Genomic DNA, 3,858 nt, shown 5'->3' on the forward strand with positions numbered 1-3,858 from the left:
ACGTGGTCGCCCCGGTCGGGCGGGCTGGTGATCACCCGGTCAGCGAACTCTGGGTGCGATCAGGCCGAGTAGCCGCGGGTGGCCGCCCAGTTCGCCAGGTCGATGGTGGCCATCCAGTACGACGGGAGCGCCGGGTTCGCCGAGTCGGCGATCAGGGCCGTCCGGCCGTCGTTCTTGTAGCCGACCACCGCGATGTAGTGGCCGCCCGGGAACGAGTGCCAGCCGCCGTCGGTGTCGGTGGCGGAGCCGGCGATGTTGACCACCACACCCCGGCCGTCGGTGATCGCCTTGACCAGGTCGGCCTGGAGCTGGTCCATCTGTGCCGGGGTCGCGGCCTGGCCGGGGATCATGTGGGTCCGGTACGGCTTGCCCTTGACCATCTGGTTCAGCCCTCGCGTGGTGTCCTCGGCCGAGTTGGTGCCGGACTCGCCGGCGTTCAGCGGGGCGACCATCGCGTCCTGGGTGGTCTCGATGCCGCTCGCGCTCAGCGCGTTCCGCACCGCGGCCGGGCCGCAGTTCCAGTAGGCGGTCTGCGCCTGGTAGCTGTAGTCGAGGACCTTGGTCGACGGCGGCTTCGGCTTCGCCGTGCGGGTCACGTCCGGGTCCGCCTTCGCGGTGCTGGGCTTCGCCGACGGCGACGCCGAGGCGCTCGGCGAATCGCTCGGCGAGGCGGACGGGGCCGGGGCGGCCGCGCGTGCCTCACCGCGGCTGGCGACCTCGCCGAGCCGGGGGGCCAGCTCGGTGACGGCGGCGGCCCGCTCCTGCGGGGCGGGCGCGTCGCCGGTGCCGGCCACAGCGGCGCTGGCACCACCGGCCAGCACGAGGGCCGCGGCGGTGCCGGCGACGATCTGGTACGGGCGCTCGGTCGCGAGACGTCGCAGCTGTCGCTTCAGGTGGTGCTTCACGTGTTCCTCCACGGGGCGTGAGCGGCACATGCCGGCCCGACGCGCGGAGGATTCACGTGCGTTGCCGGGCGGGTGGCCGCGGTAAGGGAAGGCGCCCGGCGGACCGGGCTGCGGGGAGCGGTCTGCGGACTCGGCTCGCCGGTCAGGCGAGCGAGGGCGCCGCGGCGCCGTGGAGGCGGGGAGAGGATCGGGGGGTGGAACGCACGAGGAGGGCACTCCTTCCATGGCCGCCGACCGGGTTAGCTGACGGATTCGGGCGGGAAGTACGCCCTACCGCGGGCCGCAGCTCGCGGATTCACCCCGGTGTTGCACTGGGTCCCCGGTTCGTGAGATCACGATTGAGCGGGTCGGCACGGCGTCGCCACTTGCGATCGGAGACCGCGCCGGACGCGCCGACACTACCGGGGGGTACGCGGCATGCCAAGCGCTCCCACCTGCTTAAACATCGGAAATCACGGCGCCGACCGGACCAGTCTGTCACTGACGCGACTCAATGGGACAGGCAGTTGTCACGGGACCGTGGGGCGTTAATCGGACATCACGCCGACGATCGGCGCGGAATTGCGGGAGTCGATCGCCCGAGCTGATCCGGATGCCCGATTCCGCATTCCCTGTGACGCGGCCCACCAAATTTCGGTAACAATTCAGCCGACCCGGGCGGGACGGAAGCGGGCCGCCCCGGTGGCGCCGGCCGGCACCGCCGCGCGGGCCGGGGCCAGCGGCACGGTGCGGCGTACCGGGACCGGGTCGGGGCGCAGCGCCTCGGCGGCGGCGTACGCCTCCGCGGCCAGCGTGCGGGCCGCCTCGGCGGCCAGCTCGGCGTCCCGCCAGGCCCGCTGTTCCCGTTCTGCGGCGGTGCGCCAGCCGACCCGCCGGCCCTCGCGTACCGCCCGGGCCAGGACGATCTCCTGCTCGGCCGGGTGCCGGCGCGGATCCCACCCGTTCCGGTGAGCCAGGACGTCGGCGAGCTGCCGGCCGGTCAGGTCGCCCTGCCAGTGCGCCACCATCGCGGCGTGGTGCAGCCACCGCTCCCGGGCCGCGTACTCGGCCGGCGTGCGTGGGGTGCGCGGCTCGGGCAGCACGGCGGCACCGGCGAGCCGCCGGGCGGCCGTCTCGGCCTCGTCGTACGCCCGCCAGGCCCGATCGGCCTCCGCCTGGGCGGCCAGCCACTGCTCGCGGCGACGGCGGGCGGTCCGCGCGGCCCCGGCGGCGGCCACCGCCACCTCGTCGGCGTACCGGCGCAGGTCGGCCCGGCGGGCCGCCTCCGCCGCGGCCGGATCGGGGGCCGCCGTGTCCGGCTCCGGTCGGGCGACCAGCGCGGCCAGCACGCCCAGGGCGAGCACGAGCAGGGCCGACCAGATGGCAACGGCCTCGGGAAGCTTGATGAGGAAGTGGTGAAGCAGGGTCTGCGACATGGTCGGCACCTCGCGGGAACGAGTGGCGGAGCGGTCCGCACGGGCCCGCGGCGCGGGGCGCGACCGGTACGGGCGCCGCCGGGCCGCCGTCGGGCGGGTGCGGGGTGAGGTTCGCGGTACGGCAGGGGCGGGCGGGGGCCGCCGGCGTCAGCGGGCGGGCGGGGCCCGGGAGCCCACGGCCGCCGGAAGCAGCCCGTCCAGGACGCGCCGCCGGTCGACCGGGACGGTGACCTCCCGGTCGGCCGGGACGCCGTCGCGGTCGACCGGGCCCAGGGCCGCCGGGACGCCCGACGCGCGGTCGGCCCGGGCCGGGTAGTTCAGGACGACCTGCCGGTCGGCGGCGCCGGCGACCGTGTCGGCGCCGGACACCGTCCGCCCGTCGTGCGCGCCACGGCCGGCCACGGCACCGGGCGCTCCCCTCCCGGCCCCGGCGACCGCGGCGGCGGCCCGGCCGGACCAGCGGAGCAGGACCGGGCGGGCGGGGCCGGCACCGGGCTCGAGGCCGCTCAGGTGCCCGGCCCGGAGGGCCGAGAGGTCGACGGCAGGCGTCGGGGCACCCGTCTGAGCCGCCGCGGCCGGGCCCAGGGGCAACGTGGCGGCGCCGAGCGAACAGGCGACGACCACGGCGAGGCTGGCCAGCATGCGGGCCGTCCAGCGCGCCACCCACCACACGGGACAGGTGAGCGCGATCGGGAGCATGGGCCCAAATTACCGCCGAAACGGCCGGAAGGCACCATCGCCGGGCGTGTCGCACCGGCCCGGCGGACAGCACCGGCCAGAGTGGACTGTGGCGGGGCGACGGGCGAGCGCCGCCCGTCCGGCGGGCCGGGACGCGCCGCCCGGCGGTCACCCGGCTCAGCCCGGGTCGCGCCGTCCGGCGTACTCGATCGACCTGGGCCGTGGGACGCGGACCGCGACCGGCGCGGCGGGGGTGGCCGGCGCGGTGGTACCCGCCGGCGCGACATCGGCCTCTCCCCCAAGCCGCCCTCGACGACGCCGCTCGATGCGGCCGCCGGGCCCCCTGCCCGATGGTCGGCCCGGGCCGCCGGACGCGCGGGCGGAACGCCCGACCAGCGGGACGCCAACAGCTCAGCCCGATGGCGTAAGATTCCGGCTTCTGGACGGAACGGGGACCGTACGCCGGCCGGCCGGGCCGCCCCGGTCCCCGCCGGGCATGCGGTGCCCGGAACGGAAGGTGGACAACCCGGATGCACCAGCGGATCCTGCTCCGCGCCCGCAAGGGCCCGTTCGACGTCGTGACGCCGGAGGAGACCTTCGAACGGGACTGGATCGGCCAGAACAGCGGCAACCTCGTCTTCAGCCACGCCGCGCACAAGCTGCTGGCCACCTCGACGGCACAGGTCACCCCGTCGCAGTTCCGGGTCAACCTGCGCGAGGCCGACGAGATCAACGAGAAGTACGACGTCTTCGTGATCCCGCTGGCCAACGCCTTCCGGCGCAGCTACGCACCCCGACTGGCGCCGATGACCCGACTGATCGAGCGGCTGAAGATCCCGGTGGTGGTGCTCGGCGTCGGG

3 protein-coding genes, 1 pseudogene and 1 riboswitch are annotated in these 3,858 nt (G+C 76.0%); of the genes and pseudogenes, 1 reads left to right on the forward strand and 3 read right to left on the reverse strand.

The window, feature by feature from the left end; all coding sequences use genetic code 11:
• Positions 1-59: 59 nt before the first annotated feature.
• The 3 genes from ABZ570_RS33175 to ABZ570_RS33185 form a co-directional block, all read right to left on the reverse strand.
• Positions 60-905: a C39 family peptidase gene (locus ABZ570_RS33175; protein ID WP_358072011.1), complete on the reverse strand. Its 846-nt coding sequence runs from the start codon at positions 903-905 to the stop codon at positions 60-62.
• A 213-nt stretch (positions 906-1,118) separates the two neighbouring features.
• Positions 1,119-1,260: riboswitch (cyclic di-AMP (ydaO/yuaA leader) on the reverse strand.
• Positions 1,261-1,549: 289 nt separating this feature from the next.
• On the reverse strand, positions 1,550-2,320 hold the full coding sequence (locus ABZ570_RS33180; RefSeq protein WP_358072013.1) for a hypothetical protein: 771 nt from the start codon (positions 2,318-2,320) through the stop codon (positions 1,550-1,552).
• A 147-nt stretch (positions 2,321-2,467) separates the two neighbouring features.
• Positions 2,468-3,019 (reverse strand): hypothetical protein, encoded by a 552-nt coding sequence (locus ABZ570_RS33185; RefSeq protein WP_358072015.1) that lies wholly within the window; start codon positions 3,017-3,019, stop codon positions 2,468-2,470.
• Between the two features lie 509 nt (positions 3,020-3,528).
• On the opposite strand from ABZ570_RS33185, the pseudogene ABZ570_RS33190 reads away from it, so the two are divergent.
• Positions 3,529-3,858, forward strand: a pseudogene (locus tag ABZ570_RS33190) (polysaccharide pyruvyl transferase family protein); the annotation flags it as partial.

Source organism: Micromonospora sp. NPDC007271 (assembly GCF_040634005.1).
In the GTDB taxonomy this organism is placed as follows: Bacteria; Actinomycetota; Actinomycetes; order Mycobacteriales; family Micromonosporaceae; genus Micromonospora.

What these genes read in the sequence shown, in the direction of transcription:
- ABZ570_RS33180 (WP_358072013.1), bottom strand. Translation starts at nt 2,320, where the DNA reads ATGTCGCAGACCCTGCTTCACCACTTCCTCATCAAGCTTCCCGAGGCC.
- ABZ570_RS33185 (WP_358072015.1), bottom strand. Translation starts at nt 3,019, where the DNA reads ATGCTCCCGATCGCGCTCACCTGTCCCGTGTGGTGGGTGGCGCGCTGG.